The organism is Bacillus sp. HMF5848 (assembly GCF_003944835.1).
In the GTDB taxonomy this organism is placed as follows: domain Bacteria; phylum Bacillota; class Bacilli; order Bacillales; family HMF5848; genus HMF5848.
Window position 1 is genome coordinate 2,493,674 of the sequence record NZ_RWIV01000001.1, and the last position, 22,662, is coordinate 2,516,335.

Here is a 22,662-nt window from a genome sequence, read left to right on the forward strand (position 1 = left end):
AAAAGAGATGTTTTCTGAGGACTTACACTTATGTTAAACACATCCTATTTAAAGTGTATAAATTTCGGTTCATAACATTACTAATTTTTCCAAAATTATCCGACTAGGTAAATGCACATTTTTCCACGTACAAGTTGATAGACAAATGCCTTAGGAATATGATGATGTGAGCCTAAAAAGAAAAGGAGTGCCCTAACATGTATCCATACTTTCAATATCCATATGGACAGGAAGCATTGTGGTATGAGCAAGCGTTTCAACCTGACACAATGTATTTTCAGTCATTACCCGAGAGACAATTTTTCCCCTTCTTCCCATCGCCAGGAGGGGGAACAACAGGACCTACACAAGGTCCCCCTAGTACACCGCCGCCTTTTACACCGCCAGGACAAGGATTTAATCCACCGGGTCAAGGACAAGATGCTGGACCACCATCTTCTCCACCGCCTTCTTTTGTCCCAGCTGAATCACAGCAACTGCAACAAGCTGAAACCTTCGCAGTGGATCCCGGTAGTATAAGAGGATGCTTATTCAGATTTACGTATATCTGGTTAAGAGACGGGCAGCAATTCTGGTTCTATCCAACTTTTGTTGGTAGAAGATCTGTATCAGGCTATCGCTGGAATGGCTTTAGATGGCTTTACTTTGGCATAAGCCTAAGACAAATCCGCTCGTTTACGTGTGTATAGCTACAAGAAAATAAAAAAAAGACGACTTACTTGATGTCAATGTAAGTCGTCTCCTTCTAGTTATCCTTAATTAAAATGCATTTATTTTATCATAGTAATAAACTCTGCTTTTTCCGTAATAAAAATATCCTTCTTTATAAAGCCTAGCTTTTTATATAAGTGAATGGCTCTAGTGTTAAATGTCGCAACTGTCAACCTAATAGAGGTACCCCGAAATTTCCCAGTAACATAAGTAACAATCTCCGAACAAAATGCAAAACCCTGACCTTGTCCTACATACAAAGGATTCATCCCAAACCCAACATCTACACAATCTTCGTTGTATACTCCAGCAGGCAGTCCAGCTGGCACTTGTGCAGAGGGTCCGATACAAAAAAAACCAAACAAAAGATCATTATCATCAATAACCGTATAATATTCATTGTTTAACAGTTCTCTCATAGATTCTTCATTCATACTATTATTATAAAAATCATATGGGGCATCATATGTCCAACTTAAAATTACAGTTGCTACTTCTTCAGTCATTTTAATTATAGTGAACTTCATTATATGTGGTGCCTCCATAGTTTTTTATGAATTGTTTGCCGCCATCCACTCTTCCTCTAAGATCGCATAGTAGTACTCATCCCACCATGTATCTCCATGTGGTATACATTTTTTGAAAAACCCTTCTCTTCTCATACCAATCTTCTCCATGACACGATAAGATGATTTATTTTCCGGCTGACACGTTGCAATTACTCTATGAAGCCCTAATGTTTCAAAACCATACTTCAATGTTGCTGTCGCAGCCTCTGTGGCATATCCTTTATTGTAATATTTTGGATTAAACACCCAGCCAATTTCATACGTATGCTCGCCGAAATACTTATGAAATACGATATGTCCTATAATGGTGTTTGTTTCCGTTAAAACGACAGCGAAATTCTTTGCATGCTCTCCTTGATTTTTTCTAATAAAATCCTTAGTAGCTTGTTCAGACATGACACCTTCTGGTATGTAAGTCATGACACTTTGATTTGAAGTATATTCGTGTACTTCTTTCCAATCACTTGCTGAGAAAAATCTAATTTGTAATCTGTCTGTAATTATATTCATTTACCTATCCCCCATCTACATACACTGAACATTTCAAGCGAGCTTCAATAACTGTCTTAAACATATCACAATCAATTATTTACAGCTATATCAAATTTTTCCTAATTAAATGAACGTCTTATTGTGGTATACAATCACGTATCATATTTCACAATCACGTTTGTAACGGTTGTGTGAACTCTATTGCTAATATGTGTGTTTGTTGATTAAATGATTGTAAAGGGAAAATTTGGAGGTATACACATGAAAACAACGACTGATTTAATTTCAAAAATGCGCGAACTTTCACTAAGCCTCCTAGACCACGAAGATTTACATTACTTAGTAAAGAAGGTTTCACTTATACTTAATACCAATGCTGTGTTGTTAGATACAAGACATACTATCGTTACATATTCGTTCTTGACAACACCACTTACACTAAACGAACAACTAACACTACAACTTACAGATTACTCAACATATCAAAATAGATTATATAATGCAACGTTATCAAACACATCACTTCATTTGAATGGTGTTTGCTTTCCAGTATTGAATCAAGGGAAAATCAATTATTACTTGTTTTTTGATAACATGTTCGAGCCTACCTACGAAGAATTATCACTTTGTGAGCACTGTTGTCAATTAATAGGATTACATATGCAAAGACAAAATGCTGTAAAGGTAGAAAAAATGAAGCAACAAGAAGCTTTTTTATTTGACTTGTTATACGGGAATGTTAAAGACCCTGGAGACGTTCAGATCTATGGAGAAATATTCGGATGGGACTTTTCTAATCATCATGTCGTGATTGTCTTTTCGATTGATGAGTTCGATTATTTTTCAATGAAACCAGATGTTGGTAATCAAATTTATCATGTAATTGAAACCGAACTAGTGCAGCGTCGTATTACACCGATTATATTAAAAAAGCGAAGTGAGATTACGATATTATTTCCGGTTGAAGACACCAATCGTAATGCTAAAAAAGCTGCGATACGAGAGTACGCATTTAAGGTTAAGCAGCAATGTAATAGAATAGTAAATTCTAACGAACTTAAAATTGGTATTGGTCGATCTTATCAAAAACCTACTGATTTGTTTAGAAGCTATCAGCAGGCTAAGGTCGCACTTGAATTAGGAAACCTTCTTAACTATAAAGATGATGTGCCCTTTTTCATTGACTTGGGTCTTCCTCGTTTACTTTATCATGTAGACACCGTTGATTTACGTGAGTTTTATGATGAGACAATTGGGGATTTACAAAAATATGATGAGGAAAACACAACTGATTTACTAAATACGTTAGAGGAATATTTACAATGTGAATGCGACTTACAGATTGCAGCTGATCGTTTGTTTTTACATAAAAATACGTTAAGATATCGCTTAAAAAAAATTGAATCAATACTACAAACAGAGCTTGATTCCATGCAATCGAAAGTAAACCTTCTAGTGGCGTTTAGAATTAAAAGAATGAAAAAGTTATAGAAGGAGTATTTCAATGGAAACAACAATATTCCGAAATGTCTGTCCAAGAAATTGCTACGGAACATGTAGTATGCTCACCCACGTAAAAGGTGGAAAGATTATAAAGGTAACAGGTGATCCCGCACACGGCTATACACTAGGAAAGCTATGTCCGAAAGGCTACAGCTACACACAATATGTCTATCATACACAAAGATTAAAATATCCCATGATGCAATATCCAAGAATGTCTGGCAACTGGCAACGAATTAGCTGGGAGAAAGCATATGAATTAATCGCTAATAAGATACTTAATCTTAACCTTACATATAACTCCAACTTGGCTATTGGGTATAACAAATTTTTTGGCAATATGGGACTATTACATTATGCCGTTGAAGCTATGTTTAATAGCTTTGGTGCACATACTAAAGTAATTGGTAACTCTTGTTTAACAACTGGGTTTGAAGCGCTAAGATTCAATCGAAACCATATCAAAAGTCAACCCCCAGAAAAAATGGCAGACGCAAAGTTAATCGTTATCTGGGGAGCTAATCCTGCTGTGACTAACATACAGCAGCTTAAATTTATTTTTGAAGCCAAGGCAAATGGAGCAAAGCTTGTTGTAATTGATCCTATTTTTACACAAACAGCGATGAAAGCGGATATATTTATTCAAGTTCACCCTGGAACTGACACGTTGTTAGCCTTAGGTATTATAAAGACGTTAATAGAGTCTGAACAATATGATTTGGATTTCATTCAAAATAACGTAATTGGCTGGAAATCTTTCAAATCTTATATAATAGATTATCTTTCTATGGAAGATGTTATAAGAAAAACAGGTGTACCTAAACAGGCAATAACAGAGCTTGCTCAATTGTATGCCACACATAAACCAGCAGCAACTTGGATTGGTTTCGGATTGCAACGTTATTCACAAGGTGCTCAGGCCGTTCGTGCTATTGATAGTTTAGTTGCCATTTCTGGTAACTACTCACGTGCTTATCATGGTATGTATTACGTCCATAATGGACTCGAACAGTTTCCTTTAAACTTATTAACTCACCAAGGGCCACAATCATCCTTAGAATCAAGAACAATTAATATGAATACATTTGCAACGGATGCAAAATCCCTTTCAAATCCACCATTAAAGATGCTGTGGATTGCTGCTCGTAATCCACTGTCACAAGATCAAAACATACAGGATTGGATGAGACTTGTTGAACAATTAGACTTAGTTGTAACGGTTGATTTATTTATGACTAAAACAGCAGAAGTATCTGATATTGTACTGCCAACAACTACTCATTTTGAGGAGTATGATCTTAACGTAAGCTACTGGCATCATTGGCTTGCTGTAAACCAACAAGCAATAGAACCATATTATGAAGCAAAAAGTGACCTACAAATAGCAAGAGAGTTAACAAAAAAATTAAATACCTTGTCCCCTGGCTTCTCTAATTTTCCATTTGAACGCGAGGCAATGGACTGGATTGAGCTCGAATTATCAGATGAAATCAAACAGTCATACCGTTTCTCAAACATTGAAGAATTATTTGACAAACCAAGAAAGTTAACATATAAGACACCAGACAATCAGAAACATATGTTATTTTCTATTAAAGCTAAAGAAGAACAGTTTCCAGCTATGCCAATTTTCCGAGAATCTAAACAATCTGAATTATACCCATTTCGTTTATTAACCCCTCAAGCATTGCTTCAATTGCATTCACAGTTTGAAGACATTACATGGTTTTCTAATTTTACAGATGAATGTATTGAAATCAATGAAGATATTGCAAAAGAAAAAGGAATTTCAAATGGCAACAAAATTGTGATGTATAACGACGTTGGATCCATTACTAGCATCGCAAAGCTAAATAAACATTTACCTAAAAATGTCATTGTAATGAAGCAAGCTGGAAGAAAGACTGTGAATACATTAATTTCATTACACATTCCCTCTCATCACAACTTAAAGATGAGTACACCGTTTTATGACATATTTATAGATATAAAGAAGGGAGGAATTTAATGAGTCATCAAGGCTTTTTATTTAACACCAATTTATGTATCGGCTGCTTAGCATGCGTGGTAGCTTGCAAAAATGAAAACAGTACTCATGCCACAGTGAATTGGAGACGTGTTACAAAACTAAATGATGAACATTACATCTCCCTCTCCTGCAACCATTGTGATAGCCCAGAATGCTTTCGGGTCTGTCCTGAAAATGCTTTTACGAAACGAAAAGTAGATGGTATTGTTGAAATCAACTCAAAGCTTTGTTCTGGCTGCATGATTTGTGTTGATATTTGTCCCATTGGAGCACCGCAAAGTAATCCATTAACAAGAAAAGTCACAAAATGTGACTTTTGTATTGAACGTCAAGAACAAGGACTACTTCCAGCTTGCATAGAAGCTTGTTCAACAGGAGCTTTAAAACTGTTTAGTTATGATAAAAAGCTTCCAGAGCATACGACATCTACTATTGAAGGTTTTGAAAATATACTTTTAACACATCCTTCTATTCGTTTTGTTTCTCCAGATAGAAAAAAAACAAGATATTTCTTAACATAGCTGTTGCCTTTGCTACAGCTATGTTTCATGCAGATATATTTTGTATGACTGTACAAAATTATGAATACTTATTTGTTACCTTCATACAAGAGTATTTACCGTAAACTTAAATAAAAACCAAAATTAAAAATGAGGGATTATAATGTCTCTTTTGACAAAATGGATGATGAGTTTAGCGGATGACGTTGTTATTACACAAAAATGCTTACGTGAAAAGAGTCCTAAATCAAACTGCAAGCATTGTGTGGAATATTGTCCAACCGACGCAATAAAAATAAACAACAAGAAGGTGACAATACAATCGGAGCTCTGTAATGCTTGTGGACATTGTATTCCTGTTTGTCCTACTCAGGCAATCGAAGGATTTTCAACAAAACGTAGAGTCTCCCAGCGCACAATGATAATTGACAAGAATGATATAGCTCCTTCTCACTTTGAGCTATTATATTACGTGAAGAGAGGGGTTAATCAACTCTATTTCGAAAACAATGCTAATAGTGAAGCATGGGATGATGTCATTAATAAGGTCAATACATACTTAGATCAAATGAACATGGAACCAATTGCTACTATATCGTTGATGCCAACAGTTATAGAGGAACAAGAAGAGTTATCGCGCAGGGACTTGATTCAAAAATTCGTAACTGACGGTAAGATAATGGCCCTTACAACACTAACTCCAGCAAAATGGCGATATAATCATACAAATTTTACACATTCAAGCTTATGGGACGAATGGACTTTCTTTACCATAAAATTAACACTAGAGCGCTGCACCATATGTAAAATCTGCGAGAGTTTATGTCCTTCCTCCTCTATCACAATCGATAAAGGAATCTTCTCTCTTCATAACAAAAGTTGTATAGGATGCTACTTATGTAGTGATGTTTGTCCTGAAGATGCGATAGCAATTTCAGAAGAATTATCAACAAAATACGAAACATCTCACTCTTACATCGATCAGCGTTGTGCACAATGTAAGAGCTCATTCTTAGCTTGGAACGAAACAAATATATGCCCTATTTGTCAGAAAATGAATAGTAATGCACTGTATAAACAAAAATTTTAGGGAAGGAACGTATATAGTTCCCTCCCCTTGTTTACGCTTTACTAGATTCTAGTTACAGTATCAACTCTAAAATCACTTAAAAATCTTCTGCTGCTGAGCTTTATTTTTGCAAAAAAACAAGACTAGAAAGGCTACTGCTATTACGATGCTCACTATCCCTATCCAGTTAGGTACTGTTACAATAAAGCTATTAGTTAGCATAGTACCTGAGCTAACTCCTAATGTTAAAATTAAGTATATTAAATTTTTGTTTTTCACATTTAATCCTCCCACTCACAACACGTATTACGTATGTAACCTCAAGAAAGTCTCAATTTTAAACTAGGATTTTGTCTAGGATTCTCAATCACAAAGTTGATATTTGTATAGATTCTATTTCTAATTTGTTATCTCACTGACATATCAAATGGGAGAGCAGATTAAACATCCTCTTTAATATTAAAAGTGTCTGGTGTAGTAAGATCCATCTTTAGCTCTCTTATAAATTGGTCACCGTCTCGCGTTTCAACAACATTATAAGAAAGTCCCACGTCTATTGATAAGCCCTTTAGCGCCTGAATGTTGTTTATATGAAACTCTAAGTAGCCAAACTCTTCGTTTTCTTCATACAAAAAAATATTTCTTTTCTTAAATATCTCTTTTGCTCTAGGAATATCCTCTCCAAACACTTTAGCTGACTTAAGAAAATAATCACGTTTCGAAAACTTATAAATAGAGTCATGCTTGAGCGGATAGTTTTGTTGGTAGACTTGTCCTGTGTGCTTATTCTCTAAAGAGCAATAATGTATACCTAGTTTTAATCCTTGATCCATGGCAAACTCCATTAACTTTAGAGCTTCCCATTCGCTGTTTTGTATCGGTAAACCACCAGCATACCAATAGTTATATAACACTTTGAATGGAGGAGTTTTTACTTTGAATGCACGTTTGCTGAATTCTTCAACGTTTGTGTAAGGAAAACAAAACTCCAATAAATTAATACCATATATGTTAAGCTCGTCTAATTCGATCAGCAGCTCTTTCATATCATTAAGTGTGCCAGGAATGACAGGCATTTCAACCATTACATCAGGTATGTACTGTTTCGCTAAGGAAATTTTTTCAAGAATATAGCGACATTTATCAAGAGTGTGCTCCATTTTTATACTAAAGCGAATTTCGTCCAATCCTATTTCGTGTAACTGTTTCGCCGTGTTTTCATCTAAGAAATCACCCGATGTGTATAGACGCGTATGGATTTTCATTGACTTGTCTTTAACATACTTAAAGAAATGAAGCATTTCTTGTTTGTGAAGTAATGGCTCCCCTCCTGTTAAAGCGACATGTGAGATTTTTTTCCCACTTTGAAACATCGCCTCTAATTCCTTTGTAGGATCACTTTTCACAACAGAAAACATATCATAGTTTTCCTGGTTTGGATTAAAGCAATAAAAGCATTTCTTGTGACACTTCAGAGAAATAATTGAAGTTACTGAACCTACTCCTGTTTGACATGCTTCACAAGCGCTCGAAATTTCGTTTACTACAATACTTTTATCATCATTTCGGAATGTAGCACCTTTTTCTTTTAATCTTTGTTTAATGGATTTGATGTCTTCTACTTTATCCTGTTCAAGATCAATACCTGTCATTTTAACTTGTTTCATGAAATCATCATGTATGTTCATGTACAATCGAGCATGGTGTTGTAAAATGGGATTCGTTACTTCATGAATGTTTTCTATCGAAAGCTCCTTTAGCATGTCTCTCACCTCTTAGAAGTTCTTTTAATAAGTCAAGGGACCGAGAAATAACGGTCCCCTTTTACTTAATTTATCCTACGATAATAGAAATTCCCGTTGCATAAAACACAAGACGCCCAATTAATTCGCCAACAAACACAAGTGCAAATGCGGCGTAAACAGCCTGCGTTAGTCTGCCTTTCATTCTTGTAATCATGTATATAAACAATGTTCCCCCAAGTATAGTCAACACCCAATGCAGCATAGATGGCCAAGCATAAGTGGTTGATAATAGTTCAGCAGATTGCTTAGCAGCAGTTACTCCATTTGCTAAACCTGCGACATAAACTGGCACATATACTAATTGAATAACAATTGCTACTAGGCTAGCATAGCCTATCATCTTCAACACCTTTAAGGCTGCGTCATTCTTCATTTCTAGTAAAGGCTTAATGGATAAAACAGCAACCCCTAATGCGCCAAACACAATGGTGGTGCCTAAGAAAGCTACAAAAGTATTCATATCTGCCCAAGCAGGCTTAATAGATGTAGCATAAATACCAGCCATACTAATAACGGCTGCTACACCAATTATTACTGTGAACCACCCTATCCACTTAATGTCTTTACCTTTTTTAACTAGATAGAATGTTACAGCCCATAAGACAAAGAACAAACCAGAGAATAGAATCTCACGACTTAACCATGATGTACTTATGTTTAATAAGGATCGGTAAGCTCCTAGCGGCTCACCAAGATGGAATAATGATGCTAATAAAGCAATTGCTGTAACAGGTCCAACAAAAAGCAAACCTTTAGACGTAAATGTTATATCCATCTTATTTTCTAACACAGTGCGCATAACCATTACCATGAGAAATGTACCGATCGCGAGCTGCATGAGTAATGTAAATGTTATAAGTGGCCATTCATGTAACATAATAACATAGCCTCCTTTTCTATTAATCTTTTAGTCCAATGACGATGGACGGATTTGTCAAAGCAGGACTTGGTAGTTCCTCAATATAGTTTACTGAGCCATACTTTTTACGCAATTCTGCTATGTCACCAAACTCTATCGCTCTCATAATACATGAATCAACACATGCCGGGTTTTCACCGTTATCAACTAAATCCGCGCAACCATCACACTTCCCGACTTTTCTCGTTTCTGGAATATACTGCGGTCCCATGTATGGACAAGACCACAAACACATTTTGCATCCTATACATTTATTCTCATCATGCAAAACGAGACCATCTTTCGCACGCTTATACATCGCACCTGTTGGACAATTTTCAACACATTTAGGTCGTTCACAGTGACAGCAAGCTAATGATAAATGTTCAACTGTTGGATTAGGATATTTTCCTTTTTCAAAATCAAATATTTTTCGAAATAACACTCCAACATTTACATCATTTTTGTCTTTACATGCAATTTGACATGTTTTACATCCTATACACTTTTTCATATCTATATAAAAACCATATTGCATCTTGATTCACCCCTCTCTAGAAGATTTTTCGAGATTTCCATTCGACGTCTGGCTTAAGTGGTTCACCAGTCCACTTTTCTACTTCACAAATGTGTGAATTCCAACCACAAATACCTTGACCGGATGGAATGCCTCCAGTTAAGTAATTATCTGCACCCGCTCTATCAATACCTGTCTTTTCGTCCACATCTACCCAAGCACCGTGTGGTAGCCCAACAGTTCCTGGCATAAGTCTTTCACTTACTTCAGCAATTCGTAAGCTTTGACCGTGATCATTTTTAATAAGAACAGTATCCCCAGTTTTTATGCCTCTATCTTGGGCATCCTTTGCACTTAAGAACACTGGACTAGCCCATGCTTCACGAAGCCATGGAATGTTATCAAAAATACTGTGTGAACGTCTTAAGTAATGTGGATTCATAAGCTGCAGTGGATATTTTCCTTTTTTCTTATTTTTCCAATCCGCAAAAGTTTCCTCATATCCTTCGATTGGTGGATTGTATGTTGGGATTGGGCGAATTGTTGTCCAGCCATTATTATCGATCAACTCTTTAAGGGCGTTGCAATAGATTTCTAGTTTTCCACTTTCCGTACTCAGCGGATTATTAACAGGATCTTTTCTAAATGCCTCGTATTCTATATGACCAAACTTATCGCCAGGTTTTCTAGGTACTTGATATACACCATCTTCAAGTAATTTTTTCAATGGAATGCGCCCATTTTGAGGTGTGCCTTCAACACCCCATTCTTTAATATCTTCTTTAGTAATCGTTAGTAACGTTTCATAACCGGATGCATCTGGCTTAATAACTTCTGCTCCAGCGAGTTGATTGAAGAAAGCTTGTTTTTCGGATATTTCATAGAGATCCTTCTCTTTATATCCTAGCTTCTCAGCTATACCGATAGAAATCTCTCTATCGCTTTTTGCTTCATACAACGGTTCAATCACTTGAGAATACGCTATCATCATATCGCGATTCCCATAACTAAGACCGCCTACTTTCTCCCATTCAGTCGTTGCTGGTAACACGATATCCGAATACAATGCATTTGTTGTTAAAAAGTGAGCATTTGTTACGACAAACTCAACATGACGGTGAGCTTCAATGCCTGTTCTCATATTTTGACGAGTTTGTAACACCGCATTATAGCCGTGATAAATCATTTGAATGTTTATATCCTTTTTAACGTCTTTACCTGCCGTAAACTTTCCTTTTAAAATAGCATCCCAAAGCTCCGCATCATTAATAGATTCAGGTGATGGATTTTTAATATAATTCATACCGGAACCGCCACCATATACTAGACGAGGTCCTCCGCTAGCTGCATTATAATGACAGCTGACACCAGTCATTGCACCGCTTTTACCCATACAGCCTGTCATCGCACCAAATGTCATAAACATTTGTGGCCATGAGTCTGAATTATGAATACGAGCAGGTGCCCATCCCGTTAATAGTGCCACTCGCTCTGTACGTGCAATCTCTCTGGCGAGACGTTCAATCACTAATGGTTCCACACCACAGATTTCAGAAGCCCACTCAGGTGTTTTAGGTGTATCATCGTGAATACCTAATACATAGTCTTTGAAGTTCTCTTTAGGGTCTGCACCAGCAGGCAGATGACTTCTATCAAACCCGATTGTACAGCGATGTAAGAAGTCCCAATCTATTAACGGATTCGTAATTGGGTCGTCCTCTTTTAGTAATGTATACGCCATACCTAAAAACATAGCATGATCGGTACCTGTTCGAATTGGTATCCATTGGTCGCCTAGAGTGGCCGCTGTATCAGTATACATTGGATCAATTACGACAAACTTAGCACCCGCTTTTTTCGCTTGATAGTAATGATATGTTGGATTCCCCATTGAGCTCCATGCTGGATTCGCTCCTACCATTACAATCAATTGCGAGTTTCGTAAGTCTAATCGGTCATTTAAGCTTGTTTTACCAAAACCTTCAGCCATACCAAACTTTGCTGGTCCCCAACGCCACGATCCCCAAGATAACGTACCCCAGTTGTTTGTATAACCACCATCAAGAGCTAGCAATCTCGTCGTATCAGAGCCGCCTGTACAAAGAATCGAGTTATTACCGTATGCGGAACGAATTCTTTTCATCTCATTGGCAATATACGTAAAGGCTTCATCCCAAGAGATACGCTCCCACTCATCCTTACCACGTAGTTCTTTATTGCCACCACCAGGTTGCCAATTTTTACGCTTCATCGGATATTTTAATCTATCAGCTGCAAAAACCTGTTTGCGCTGTGAACGACCACGAATACATGCCCGCTGCTGAGGGGTATCCGCTGAATCTTGTATCGTATCATCTGTCTTTTGACGCACTACTACACCATCGACTACTAACGCTTTGTTTAAGCAGCGTCCTCCACAATTATGCCAACAAGCAGCATTCACCCACTTTTCACCGGCATCACCATCAGAGGCTTCTGCTATTTCCTCTACTTTTTTAAGGCCTCCTACAATAGATCCTGTAGCTGCAGCACCGGCTGCGATCCCAGCAGACCATCCTATAAACTTACGTCTACTAAACTTTTTACTAACAACATCTAACAAATTAGTCATGGTATTGAGTCACCTCCAGTAACATTGATTGCTCAAGTAATTGATTTACTGCTATTACATCTAAAAGTAAGAACCCACGTAATATTTTTCCAACACCCTTGTAAAACGCTGTGTCTGCATTGGCAACTAAAGCATCTCCAAAGCTAGGGCCCCATTTTATTAAATGGTCATCTAGAAATTTTTTCTGATCTACTAAAATCTCTTGAACATCTTGATTCGTTTCAAGCTTTTCAATAAGCAAATTACTTAAATGAAACATAAAGTCTAATTCGAAGCCAATATGGTCATCGGCTTCTTTCCCATAATTCTCTGGTAAAAAACCATATTGCAGATATGCATAGCGTACTGACAATGTTTCTTTTTGAAATAACAATCGTTCTTCACTCTTAAAAGCAGATTCCCAAGGTGGCGCTTTTAGCTTCAATGGTCCAATGAAAAGTCGCGTATAATCAGAGGATAAGCTGTCTACAGCGTCTTTTATTTTTAAATCAGCTTTATTCAAACATCCCTTTATATCTGCAACACCTTCTGCCACTAATGTATCAACTTCCTCGAAAGGAAACTCCTCAAGCATTGCTCTTGATTGAATATAATTTATAAATTCTTCCGTTGGTTGACGCAACATGACATGCCTCAAAAAGTCATACACATAACCCCTAGCCTGCGCAAGAATAATACATGCATCGGTGTGAGTGTTCGTTAAGGACAATTGAACAACCTCCTTTCTTTTATGATTGTTAATCTTTTCACATAATACTTCCAACTTTAGTCTAAACCAAAGCCAATTGTACTGACTGTACAAAGATAAGCATCTGATTTTGTACAGTTATACAATAGCAACTACGAACGGAGGGTTTGTACAGATCGTTAATAAGTATCTGCCATTTCAAGAACTGTTGCATGATCGCGGAGCGCTTTCTTGCGAGTGGAACACTTTTGGCAAAGTGCATTTCATTAGACTAAGATCGTGTTCTGACAGTATACTAACAAGAGCAAAGAGATTGGAGGTCATACTATGAAAATTGAAATGTGGACAGATTTTGCTTGACCATTTTGCTATATTGGCAAAAAGCGTCTGGAGGACGCTCTTAAGAGGGTAGAACACCACGTTGAAGTTGTATATCGAAGCTTTGAGCTTAATCCATCAGCGTCACGAGAAATTGATGCGAATATTTATGAGAATTTATCTCAGAAATACGCTATAAGCCTAGAGCAAGCAAAAGCAACCACTCAAAATGTGGTTCAAATGGCAGCAGAGGTTGGTCTAGACTTTCAGATGGATAAGCTTGTATTAACTAACACTTTTGATGCTCATCGCTTAACAATGCTCGCGAAACAAGAGGGTAAAATGCAAGAAATGACAGACAGACTCTTGAAAGCATATTATACGGAGGGCAAACATATCGGTGATCACACAACCTTACAGGCTCTCGCTGAAGAAGTGGGATTGAATCGAGAGACTGTATCTAACATGCTGACAAGTGATACTATGACGGATGAAGTGCGTGGCGACGAGCAAGAAGCGACTGCTCTTGGTATTAATAGCATTCCGTTTTTCTTGATTAACCGAAAGTATGCTATAACCGGGGCTCAGTCATCAGAAGTATTTGTGCAATCTATTCATCAAATATTTGAGCAGGATGGACAGTTTACTCAAATGGGCGAAACTGATGCCGTTTGTGATGAAAACGGCTGTGAAGTTCCCGAAAAATAAAATAAGATCGAACCTCTCTTTGTTAGGGAGGTTCATTTAATTATCCCTGGTACTTCCATTTAACAACCTCCTACTTGTATGAATTTGCACATTATTGTGCACAATTTATCAAAAAGGAGTTTTTTTACATAATGAAGCATATAAGACTCTTATTGATTAAATTTGTAGTTGGTTTAGTGGTATTCTGGATTAGCTTAGACTTGTTTTTTGATGCAACCTTTGTTGATATCGCTTCATTTGCGTTACTTCTAACGATTGTATCCTATTTTGTTGGTGATCAAATCCTTCTCCCACGAATCGGTAAAACAAACACGATTGTTGTAGATTTCTTTTTGACTTATTTAATTGTCTGGGTGTTTGGTGGAATTCTTTTTGAGAGCTATTTACAAGTTGCATGGGGAAGCATTATCTCCGCGTTACTGTTTGCAGGGTCCGAAGTATTTGTTCATTCCTATATCATAAAAACTATAAAACCACTCGTGAGGGAAAGACAACTTAGCTTCAACCAAAGCTTTGCTTACGAGTTTGCTGAGGAGAAAGATCCGAATCCTACAAAAGAATAATGCTAAGATGAAAAAGAAGAACTTGATTAAAGACTAATCAAGTTCTTCTTTTTACATAATTTATCATATATACTTTTCCATTCGGATATCTGTCCACATTTCACCTTGCCAATAAGTAAAATTGTCAATATATCCACATTCCTTATAACCTAACTTTTCATAAAGCCTTCTTGCTTGCATGTTGAATTCAAATACACCTAATTCAATTCGTTTTAGACTATCGTTTTTTATTTGTTTCTCTAAATATTGAATAGCATCAAAGCCGATTCCTTTTCCTCGTCCCTCAGGCTCACCAATAGTGATGCCAATCCAAGCGGTACCTGTCTCATTTTTCAATAAATGGTCAGGGTCAATCATGTAGCTCATTTCCCCTACTAACATATGATTGAAATAAATTAGATATATGTGATGGTTTTCTAAGCGCTGAGACAAGTTAATTTGCGTTAGTTCTTCACGATGCTCTAACTCATTCTCATTTCGGTTAGGCCGAATTAACGGAATGATAGACGCATCGTTTTCCCATTTATTAAACATCTCTACTGTTGTTATGCTAGGTTCAATTAGTTTTTCATAATTAGGTTTCATTTCTGACTCCCTACTTTTTCAAAGAAACGATAAAATTCTTCTCAAATGCTTAAAAATCCACCTTCTCTTAGCTAGGTACTAAGCCCAATACACGCTTAAAGAGGGAATCATCTCGCCAATATTTTAGATAAATTTCATACTCAATTTAGAAAACATACCGATTAAGAAACGAGCGAATGGCACCGTAATAGGTAGTAGAGCAAAGGAATAGACTGTTCCCCATATTAATGTGCCGTCCACATTAAGAGTCTCCAAACCACCTCTATCAATAAATTCTGCAAAGATGGCACCTACTGTACCGCTAACTAAAGACACGAAAAAAGCACTTACGAAGCTGATAAACCACAATTTTCTTTTCGTAATCGCTTTTTTATTGTGTATGTATCCACCTATGACTGCAAAGGTAATGGCAAATGGAATGATACTTGAAATGTATAGCCAGCTCTCTCCCTGAAATGATGTTATTCCACCAGCTAAAACTTGTCCAATTAGCATAAACACAAAGGCCGTTAAAAAAGAAACGAGTGTTCCAAAAACAAAACCAAATACGACAGTAACTAACTTTGACAAAGTAATCCCCACCTATCTATTTCGTGTAACATATTCTATATAACATGAAGCAAATCTGCCGGTGAATACACCATGTAATCTGGATTGGCCTCTTTTACTACTTCGAATGAATCGTAGCCCCACCCCACCCAAATCACAGGTATTCCAACCCTTTTACACGCAATAACATCACGTTCTTCATCACCTACATACTTCACTTCAGATTCGTCTAAGTTATTATCTTTTAAAAATTTCCGTATTAATTTATCTTTCCCAAAAAGTTTACTTGAACATATAACATCCGTTACACACGTAATATTGTTTTTTTCTAAAAAAGTTAAAATATTCTCCTTAGCGTTTGAAGAGATAATAACAATGGTATATCCTCTCTCTTCAAGTTCCTGAAGCATCTCCCTCACACCTTCTACCAGTGCTACGTCCTGAATGGATTGGCGAAACAGCTTGTAGAAATGTGGCATAATCATAGGAATCTTATACATAGGAAAGTTCAATAGTTTACTTCGTTCACTCATTGACAAACCCTTTAGCATGTCAAGGTCTGAGAACTTTATTTCTTTAGCATTATATTTATTAGCAAGACTATTCCAGCTTGATACAATCGCTTTTTGTGAATCCACTAACGTTCCATCAAAATCAAATATGACACACTTAATCATGTATTATTCACCTCGTTGGGTTTTGAGCCAGAGTGATTACAAATTTTTTTCACAACAGAATAACTATATCACATTTTTTGAAAAATATGGGCTCGCTGGGCGAAGAACTATCAATTCAAGAACAATAAATACGAATGCATGATATTCACCCATTTTTCAGGTTGACGGGCTCTAATTTCATATAGGTGAGTATAATGTAGTGCAAACAACTATTACGAAAGGACGTGTCATTATGTATTCAAACATGAATGCAGCACCTAATGTTTCTGCTAATATGAATATTGCACCAACTATGATGGATAATATGGCTCCAACACCAACTTATACAATGCCAGCTTACACTGCTCCAGCTTATGGATATGGTGCTCCTGCTTATGGGGTTAATCCATTTGTTTTAATAGTAGTGTTGTTCATATTATTAATCATCGTTGGCAGCAGCTTCTACTGCTAAGAAAGAAGCATGGGGACGGTTCTTATACTGCCTTTAATCCGTCTTCCTCTACAAACAAACGCCCTTCACAACATGAAGGGCGATATTTTTGTATAAGAGTATGGGAAGTATTTGAGATCCGTGAAACATTACAAGGTTCAAATCTTATTACATTCATTTATTACATAACTAAGAGCGTGAATCCCTTATTAATACTTGTGTTTTTAGGAGTAGTATGGATAAATCATATTTTCCAAAAAACTTTCGAACTTGAAAATTGATAAAATGAATCCTTCACATATCTCTTTATAATAATAATAATCTTGTCATCATCGGTATCTCATCGCATAGGAGATTATTAACTGGTAACTAAATGATTCACTATCTTTCTAAGAAGAATATTACCTAAATCAAAGAAAATCCAACAGTAAATGAATGAACAGCCTAAAAGGATAGCGTAATCGAAAAAGGATGTAATTTGTATAGGTCCTAAAATAGGGAATTTAAACAACAGTAGCAAAATCATGATTCCAAAAATAAGAGTAATACTAGAAACAGAAATAATCCAAGCCCGCTTTTTTAACAAAATTAGACCAAGCCCAAATGATACTCCTAATAAACCGGTTGTAAATGGAAATGTAAAAAACTCACTTGGTTGTAAAATCAACAACAGTAAAGTAGAAATGATATAAGTATATATAATTCCACGTTTTGAAATAAGCGAAGCAATCATAACTGGAAAAGTTGAAAAAGCACTCATAAAAAGACCTATAACTGGAATGTAGTTCCCTGAAGATTGTAATAAAGCCGAAAGTGCTGATAGCAAAGCAATTTGTGGGAGATTATTTCTTATATAAATTTTTGTAACAACTAAAGGATGAAACAAGTAGCGATAGATGTATAGGTTCTTCACTACTTTCTTTGGAATATAATCTTTCATGTTCTCCCCTCCTTGATTTATGGGTCTACAGAAAGAATATATTCCTATGTATGAAAGCATATGTAAAAATGAAGCTATTCATTTTAGATAAGGCTATCAATAAGTAGTATTGTTCGAATGAAGATGTTCAGTTTTAAAGTCTTTAACTCATCTTTCATTAGTGGTGAATCCTTTATTTACAGTCTAGCGTTCATAACAATCATCACTGCTTGTTGTACCGGGAATGACACAACCTTCTGGACCACACTCTTCTAATTGTTCTCTCTCAAGCTGCTTTTGTTGCCACTCGATGTCAATCGTCGGAGAGAATTTCTCTGGATAGCGAATATACCACCGTTGTTTTCGAATAAGAAAATTGTCTGGATCAATCGACAATGCTTCGTCTAACTCCTGTAAAGCTTTCTCCTTCTCTCCATTATTTGAATATTGCAACGCAAGTTTAAACTTTGTTTCAGCAAGCTGCTTTTCTAGTTTTGATACCTCTGCTGAAGGTTGATAGTACTCATCCTCTAATGTAATATGGTCTATCGTTCCTTCTATTAAATTCTCAATAGCGTTAACATGCTCATCGTTATGAACGCTGAAACCTTGTTTTACTAGCTTAATGGTCCCTTCTTTATCTAAGAAGATTCCATTTGGGACAATCTTAAACCCAAATAAACTCGCTAATTTATTTTCTGTATCAACGACTGTTGGAAACGTTATATCCTTCACATACGGTCTAACAACGTCAGAGCCTTGAATGTCTACAGATACGGAAAGTATTTCAAAGTCATTATCTTTGTTTTTTTCATAAAAATTCTGCCAAACTGGCAGCTGGTCTCTACATCGTCACCAAGATGCCCACATAAAAAGCAAGGTTTTCTTTCCTTTAAAGTCATCAATATAGACATCATTACCGGTCAAGTCAGAAAGAGTAACATTCTTCATTTTAGAAAGTAGCATTTCATAACCTCCTTATAATTAGTTTATAGCTTTTTTAAAGATGGCACAACAGTCCTGAATGGACATGATCAAACCACAAATGACCTCAGATAGTTCGCCTTATTACAGTCCAGAACTCAATTGCCTTTTCCTACTTTCTATTTTCCTTACTTACCTCTTCGTCTGTGAATGAATCTGACAGTTAAAGACCTTTCTGAACTTGAATTTCTAGTACTTCTTGAAATACCTTATTACTTTGGCATCCGAAACTGAATTAATTCATCGTCCAAAGAGTGAAAACACCCAATCTAAAGATTAAAAACTCCCTAAAAAGTTCAGCAAAGAGGAAAATACTTTAAATAGGTACAGAGTCGACATGGAATGAGTATGTAGTCGACAAGAAATGGGTATGTATTCGACAAATTAAAGAAACATAAATTTAAATCAACCACAGAGATTATTGAAGACTAATAAAAATTAGTTTTAAGCGTAGGCAAAAACACTTTTGTCCACTATTATTGAACCATTTCTTCTAATACGAATAATATGATATTGCCATTAACGCCATTCTCTCCTTAAATACCTCCTAAGAGGAACGAACAGGTCTGCAAAAACCTGTTCGCCAAAAATCGTTACTTATGATGTAATACAAAAACTTTACTACTTTTAATAATTGATTAAGCTTGCCTCTTACCATCAATTACTCTGTATCCAGTTCTTATAAACGAAGCAGGTGGCACTGTTCTTTTTAGGGATACATTCTATATTTCTCCTAAGTCAGGCCTGAAACATCAACGGACTCCTTTTTTTCAAGTATCCGTATTATTCTAAAAAACTATCTGTAGACCATGATGTCACTGATCCGTCAAAAAAAGGGCGGGTACGATTATAGAAGATTAACCAAAGTGAGAAGCAGTTTACCGTTGATATATTAGTAGATGGAAATATGTTCGGAGAAACATCGACTTTACCTCTTAGTGACCAAGATGTCGCTAACATGGCCGGATCAACAAGAAAAACACAAGTGCTATCATGAGTCAGCTAAAAACGGAGGATTAATAAAAAATTACGTCTTGCCATCAATGTTGATAGAATTAATGATGTATTAGAAGAATTATAAATTTATAGAGTGAGCTACTACTACTGCTCACTCTATTCTTATCTAAACCATTGAATATATTTTTTAATAACTTTAGGGATCCACCCTGCAAACAAAGCTTCACGCCAGTATAAATCTGCCGTTCGTTGTACAGCTGCAGCATGATTGGGATATGGGTGAATAACTTGCGAGATATCTCCTAGTTTTCGTTTATATTTCTTCGCGAAAACTACCTCTTGCATCCAATCTCCCGCCCCTTTGCCAATAGCATGCGCACCAATGATATAGCCTTTTTTGTCTGTTAGAACTTTTACGAAACCGTCCGTTTCATGGTCCGTAACAAAACGATCGACATCATGTAAATTCATTTTATATACGTTAACATCAACATTCTTTTCTTTAGCTTGTTCTTCGGTTAATCCAAGATGAAAGATCTCGGGAGACAAATACGTATTCCACGGTACCGTGTCATAGTTAGCCTTTCTTCTTAAGCCGAGTACAGCATTCTGGACAATAAGTTTCCCTTCCATGCCTGCAACGTGAGTAAACGGCATCTTTCCTACCACATCCCCAATGGCGTAAATAGATGAATCACTTGTTTGTAAATACTCATTTACTACGATATAGCCTTTGTCACTTGTTATTACATTCGTATTTTCTAATGCTAAAGAATCTGAATTTGGAATTCTACCAACCGCAATGAGTATGTCATCTGCTGGAATTTCCAGTACCTTCTCATCTTTTTTAATTATAACTAGCTTTTCATTATTTACGATTTTGACCTCCTCAACGGAGGCATTTGTATGAATTGATATTTCCCTAGAAAGACTATCTGTTGCCAAATTCCTGATTTCTTCATCTTCACGTATTAAGATTTCGGGCGCACGTTCTACAACTGTTACATTACTACCTAGTCTTGACATGGCTTGAGCCATTTCTAAACCAATAGGTCCCCCTCCAACAACGAGAAGATTTTGAGGTACATGCTCAAGATCAAAAATAGTTTCATTTGTGATAAAACCGGCTTCTTTTATACCTTTAATAGGTGGAATAAAAGGTCTTGAACCTGTTGAAATCACTATTTTCTTTCCATAAATAACCTCTTCCCCATTAATATGAACTTCATGGCGGCTAAAAAAGCTTCCTTTTCCTATATACACATCAATCCCTAAACTTCTAAAACGATCAGCATCATCATGCTTTTGGATTGTTGCAATCGCCTCTTTTATTCTCTTTTTTACTTGCTTCATATCAACGGTACCTTCTAAATTAAATCCAAGGTCAGAGGATTTTCTAGCTTCATGTACTATTCTTGCTGTTTCAATAAGAGCTTTAGATGGAACACATCCATAATGCAAGCAGTCTCCACCAGGCTGCTCTTCTTTTTCTATGAGAGCTACTTTAGCGCCTAATGATGCTGCACCAGCTGCAGCGGTTAGTCCTCCAGCACCCCCGCCAATGACAATCAGGTCATATTTTTTCAATGTATAAGCACTCCCTTAATTAAGTGTGACTTAATTTCGTGTTAGGCCGACCTTTTATAATGCCTTTTCGGTCCACCAATGTATGTTTGAATCTATTTTCTTGCATGTGAATCAAGCGTTGTTCTTCTCTCCATTTTTTACAAACCCTAGTTTTTCTCTCAAGGAAGAGCTGGCCATGACCGGGAGAATTGCAAAGGCAACAAAAACAAGTAGAGCTAAACCTAACACCCACCAAGATGAAGCTAAAAGACTAGATCCAAGAAAGTTATAAGCAAATGTCGCCGGAATCATGCCAATGACGGTCGCGACAAGAAAATGAGTAAAGCGGACCTTTGACAAGCCTGATATATAGCTAATCATATCGAAATTAAACAGCGGAATAAACCGGAGAAGAAGAACATAAAGAAAGCCGTTTTTCTCAAGCTGAGTTTCAATAGCTTTGCCTTTCCCTTTCCATCTTCCCTTCACAAATTTACTTCCAAGCACTCGTGCAAGAAAGAAAGCAAGAATCGCTCCTGCTGTTGCACCAACAATGGTATAAATGGTCCCCCAAAAAGCTCCAAATGCTAAGCCTGCTGCTAAAGAAAGAATCGAAGCAGGAAACAAAATCAGAGGTCGAATGCTATAGATTAAAATGAAAATCACTGGCGCAAACACTCCAAATGATAAGATCCATTCTCGGATCATGTCAGGTTTTACATTTAAGTAAGAATTATTAAACCATATTAGACCTATTATGATAAGTAAAACTATACCTATATTTAACATTGTTCTTCGATTCATTTTTTCATCTCTTTTCATTATAATCAATAATAATATCAGTGGGTGGACAAACCAGTTCAAGAATGGTAGGTTCCATTAATTGTCTCTACCTGTAAGTTGTTAAAAAATGAGAAATCTTAACATAATACTAAGCCTGTATTCAATAACGATACCCCAACCTAAATACGAATTGACTTTATTCTACACTAATATAATTCACTTTCTATTTCT

Annotated in this window: 24 protein-coding genes; 8 read left to right on the forward strand and 16 right to left on the reverse strand. The window is 36.4% G+C overall.

The window, feature by feature from the left end:
• The first annotated feature begins 197 nt into the window (after positions 1–197).
• Positions 198–689 carry a hypothetical protein gene (locus EJF36_RS12050; protein ID WP_260471892.1) on the forward strand — a complete coding sequence of 164 codons (492 nt, stop codon included), beginning with the start codon at positions 198–200 and terminating at the stop codon, positions 687–689.
• Between the two features lie 81 nt (positions 690–770).
• Here EJF36_RS12050 and EJF36_RS12055 read toward each other — a convergent pair whose 3' ends face one another.
• Together EJF36_RS12055 and EJF36_RS12060 are read right to left on the reverse strand one after the other, a co-directional pair.
• Entirely contained in the window at positions 771–1,238 is a 468-nt protein-coding gene (locus EJF36_RS12055; RefSeq protein WP_125906560.1) for a GNAT family N-acetyltransferase, read from the reverse strand.
• 24 nt (positions 1,239–1,262) lie between these two features.
• Positions 1,263–1,790, reverse strand: a complete 528-nt coding sequence (locus EJF36_RS12060) for a GNAT family N-acetyltransferase (RefSeq protein WP_125906561.1) — start codon at positions 1,788–1,790, stop codon at positions 1,263–1,265.
• A gap of 243 nt (positions 1,791–2,033) precedes the next feature.
• On the opposite strand from EJF36_RS12060, the gene EJF36_RS12065 reads away from it, so the two are divergent.
• The 4 genes from EJF36_RS12065 (at position 2,034) to EJF36_RS12080 (ending at position 6,894) form a co-directional block, all read left to right on the forward strand.
• Entirely contained in the window at positions 2,034–3,263 is a 1,230-nt protein-coding gene (locus EJF36_RS12065) for a PucR family transcriptional regulator (RefSeq protein ID WP_185806893.1), read from the forward strand.
• A gap of 13 nt (positions 3,264–3,276) precedes the next feature.
• Positions 3,277–5,283, forward strand: coding sequence for a molybdopterin-dependent oxidoreductase (locus EJF36_RS12070; RefSeq protein WP_125906563.1), 2,007 nt, complete (start codon positions 3,277–3,279; stop codon positions 5,281–5,283).
• Positions 5,283–5,825, forward strand: a complete 543-nt coding sequence (locus EJF36_RS12075; RefSeq protein ID WP_125906564.1) for a 4Fe-4S dicluster domain-containing protein — start codon at positions 5,283–5,285, stop codon at positions 5,823–5,825. Before EJF36_RS12070 ends, EJF36_RS12075 begins: the two co-directional genes overlap by 1 nt.
• Positions 5,826–5,967: 142 nt before the next feature.
• Entirely contained in the window at positions 5,968–6,894 is a 927-nt protein-coding gene (locus EJF36_RS12080) for a 4Fe-4S binding protein (protein WP_125906565.1), read from the forward strand.
• Between the two features lie 72 nt (positions 6,895–6,966).
• Here the strand turns inward: EJF36_RS12080 and EJF36_RS12085 are convergent, their stop codons facing one another.
• The 6 genes from EJF36_RS12085 to EJF36_RS12110 form a co-directional block, all read right to left on the reverse strand.
• Positions 6,967–7,152, reverse strand: a complete 186-nt coding sequence (locus tag EJF36_RS12085; protein WP_125906566.1) for a hypothetical protein — start codon at positions 7,150–7,152, stop codon at positions 6,967–6,969.
• Between the two features lie 161 nt (positions 7,153–7,313).
• Positions 7,314–8,636: a radical SAM protein gene (locus EJF36_RS12090; protein WP_125906567.1), complete on the reverse strand. Its 1,323-nt coding sequence runs from the start codon at positions 8,634–8,636 to the stop codon at positions 7,314–7,316.
• 70 nt (positions 8,637–8,706) lie between these two features.
• Positions 8,707–9,555 carry a dimethyl sulfoxide reductase anchor subunit family protein gene (locus EJF36_RS12095; RefSeq protein WP_125906568.1) on the reverse strand — a complete coding sequence of 283 codons (849 nt, stop codon included), beginning with the start codon at positions 9,553–9,555 and terminating at the stop codon, positions 8,707–8,709.
• A gap of 22 nt (positions 9,556–9,577) precedes the next feature.
• Complete coding sequence (locus EJF36_RS12100; RefSeq protein ID WP_125906569.1) at positions 9,578–10,114, reverse strand: DMSO/selenate family reductase complex B subunit; 537 nt, start codon at positions 10,112–10,114, stop codon at positions 9,578–9,580.
• Between the two features lie 16 nt (positions 10,115–10,130).
• The gene (locus EJF36_RS12105; protein WP_125906570.1) at positions 10,131–12,704 is read right to left on the reverse strand and encodes a molybdopterin-dependent oxidoreductase; all 2,574 of its coding nucleotides are present in this window, start codon (positions 12,702–12,704) and stop codon (positions 10,131–10,133) included.
• Positions 12,697–13,413, reverse strand: coding sequence for a TorD/DmsD family molecular chaperone (locus tag EJF36_RS12110; protein ID WP_125906571.1), 717 nt, complete (start codon positions 13,411–13,413; stop codon positions 12,697–12,699). The genes EJF36_RS12105 and EJF36_RS12110 overlap by 8 nt, the downstream gene beginning before the upstream one ends.
• Before the next feature lie 351 nt (positions 13,414–13,764).
• Between EJF36_RS12110 and EJF36_RS12115 the strand changes: the two genes are divergently transcribed.
• Together EJF36_RS12115 and EJF36_RS12120 are read left to right on the forward strand one after the other, a co-directional pair.
• Positions 13,765–14,418 (forward strand): DsbA family oxidoreductase, encoded by a 654-nt coding sequence (locus EJF36_RS12115; RefSeq protein WP_260471991.1) that lies wholly within the window; start codon positions 13,765–13,767, stop codon positions 14,416–14,418.
• 131 nt (positions 14,419–14,549) lie between these two features.
• Positions 14,550–14,981, forward strand: coding sequence for a YndM family protein (locus EJF36_RS12120; RefSeq protein ID WP_125906573.1), 432 nt, complete (start codon positions 14,550–14,552; stop codon positions 14,979–14,981).
• Between the two features lie 63 nt (positions 14,982–15,044).
• Here EJF36_RS12120 and EJF36_RS12125 read toward each other — a convergent pair whose 3' ends face one another.
• The 3 genes from EJF36_RS12125 to EJF36_RS12135 form a co-directional block, all read right to left on the reverse strand.
• Positions 15,045–15,566: a GNAT family N-acetyltransferase gene (locus EJF36_RS12125; RefSeq protein ID WP_125906574.1), complete on the reverse strand. Its 522-nt coding sequence runs from the start codon at positions 15,564–15,566 to the stop codon at positions 15,045–15,047.
• Positions 15,567–15,689: 123 nt separating this feature from the next.
• Positions 15,690–16,136: a hypothetical protein gene (locus EJF36_RS12130; protein WP_125906575.1), complete on the reverse strand. Its 447-nt coding sequence runs from the start codon at positions 16,134–16,136 to the stop codon at positions 15,690–15,692.
• 35 nt (positions 16,137–16,171) lie between these two features.
• Entirely contained in the window at positions 16,172–16,792 is a 621-nt protein-coding gene (locus tag EJF36_RS12135) for an HAD hydrolase-like protein (protein WP_312028264.1), read from the reverse strand.
• 328 nt (positions 16,793–17,120) lie between these two features.
• Here EJF36_RS12135 and EJF36_RS12140 point away from each other — a divergent pair, with 328 nt between their 5' ends.
• A complete protein-coding gene (locus EJF36_RS12140; RefSeq protein ID WP_125908367.1) occupies positions 17,121–17,243 on the forward strand; it encodes a YjcZ family sporulation protein in 123 nt (40 codons plus the stop codon).
• A 337-nt stretch (positions 17,244–17,580) separates the two neighbouring features.
• Here EJF36_RS12140 and EJF36_RS12145 read toward each other — a convergent pair whose 3' ends face one another.
• The 5 genes from EJF36_RS12145 to EJF36_RS12160 all read right to left on the reverse strand — a co-directional run bounded on the left by EJF36_RS12145 (position 17,581) and on the right by EJF36_RS12160 (position 22,452).
• Positions 17,581–18,162 carry a hypothetical protein gene (locus EJF36_RS12145; RefSeq protein ID WP_125906576.1) on the reverse strand — a complete coding sequence of 194 codons (582 nt, stop codon included), beginning with the start codon at positions 18,160–18,162 and terminating at the stop codon, positions 17,581–17,583.
• Positions 18,163–18,345: 183 nt separating this feature from the next.
• Positions 18,346–18,978, reverse strand: coding sequence for a thioredoxin family protein (locus EJF36_RS21870; RefSeq protein WP_260471992.1), 633 nt, complete (start codon positions 18,976–18,978; stop codon positions 18,346–18,348).
• Between the two features lie 15 nt (positions 18,979–18,993).
• A complete protein-coding gene (locus EJF36_RS22195) occupies positions 18,994–19,107 on the reverse strand; it encodes a TlpA family protein disulfide reductase (RefSeq protein ID WP_395940589.1) in 114 nt (37 codons plus the stop codon).
• Positions 19,108–20,244: 1,137 nt separating this feature from the next.
• Positions 20,245–21,669 (reverse strand): dihydrolipoyl dehydrogenase family protein, encoded by a 1,425-nt coding sequence (locus tag EJF36_RS12155; RefSeq protein WP_125906578.1) that lies wholly within the window; start codon positions 21,667–21,669, stop codon positions 20,245–20,247.
• A gap of 111 nt (positions 21,670–21,780) precedes the next feature.
• Complete coding sequence (locus EJF36_RS12160; RefSeq protein WP_125906579.1) at positions 21,781–22,452, reverse strand: TVP38/TMEM64 family protein; 672 nt, start codon at positions 22,450–22,452, stop codon at positions 21,781–21,783.
• Between the last annotated feature and the right edge of the window lie 210 nt (positions 22,453–22,662).